This window comes from Vibrio sp. 2130-1 (genome assembly GCF_033339515.1).
In genome coordinates, this window is record NZ_JAWOUT010000277.1 from 1 (window position 1) to 704 (window position 704).

Annotated in this window: 1 protein-coding gene; it reads right to left on the minus strand. The window is 44.5% G+C overall.

Annotated features, from left to right (window positions below; genetic code table 11):
* Nucleotides 1-217: 217 nt before the first annotated feature.
* The coding region (gene pyrF / locus R7Q09_RS25720) for an orotidine-5'-phosphate decarboxylase (RefSeq protein ID WP_318143888.1) at nt 218-704 on the minus strand (487 nt) is incomplete at its 5' end.

Genomic DNA, 704 nt, shown 5'->3' on the forward strand with positions numbered 1-704 from the left:
ACCTATTTGTAACGCAAGCCATCTACAGCACATGGTTGCATTTTCGGCTTATCATTATCAATTATGTTATTAAAGTGTGATCGATATAGTGCATTCCCCTGCAGGACTAAGAATAATCCGTAGAACCTTTGTTCTCATCGGGTAATTCGTTGTTCTGAGAAAGAAAAAAGGTGAGGCATCCTAGCCTCACCTTTATCCATTTAATGCTCGAGAGTTATTACTTGCTAGCTAAACTGTCGTTGATAGATTTCAATACGGCAGCAGGGTCCGTCGCCTGAGTGATCGGACGGCCAATAACAAGGTAGTCAGAACCCGCTTGAATAGCATCAACTGGCGTCATAATACGACGTTGGTCGCCTTGCTCAGAACCAGCAGGACGAATTCCTGGAGTGATAAGTTTAAACTCTTTACCTAGCTCATTTTTAAGTAGTGAAGATTCTTGCGCAGAGCACACTACGCCATCGAGACCTGAGTTCTTAGTTAATGTCGCTAGACGAATCACTTGCTCTTGCGGTTCAACATTCAGACCAATACCTGCCAAGTCACTTTGTTCCATGCTAGTCAGTACCGTTACACCAATCAGAAGTGGACGTTCTTTACCATATGGCTCAAGAATCTCACGTGATGCTGTCATCATACGTTCACCACCGCTTGCATGAACGTTCACCATCCATACACCTAACTCAGCAGCAGCGCGTACTGCT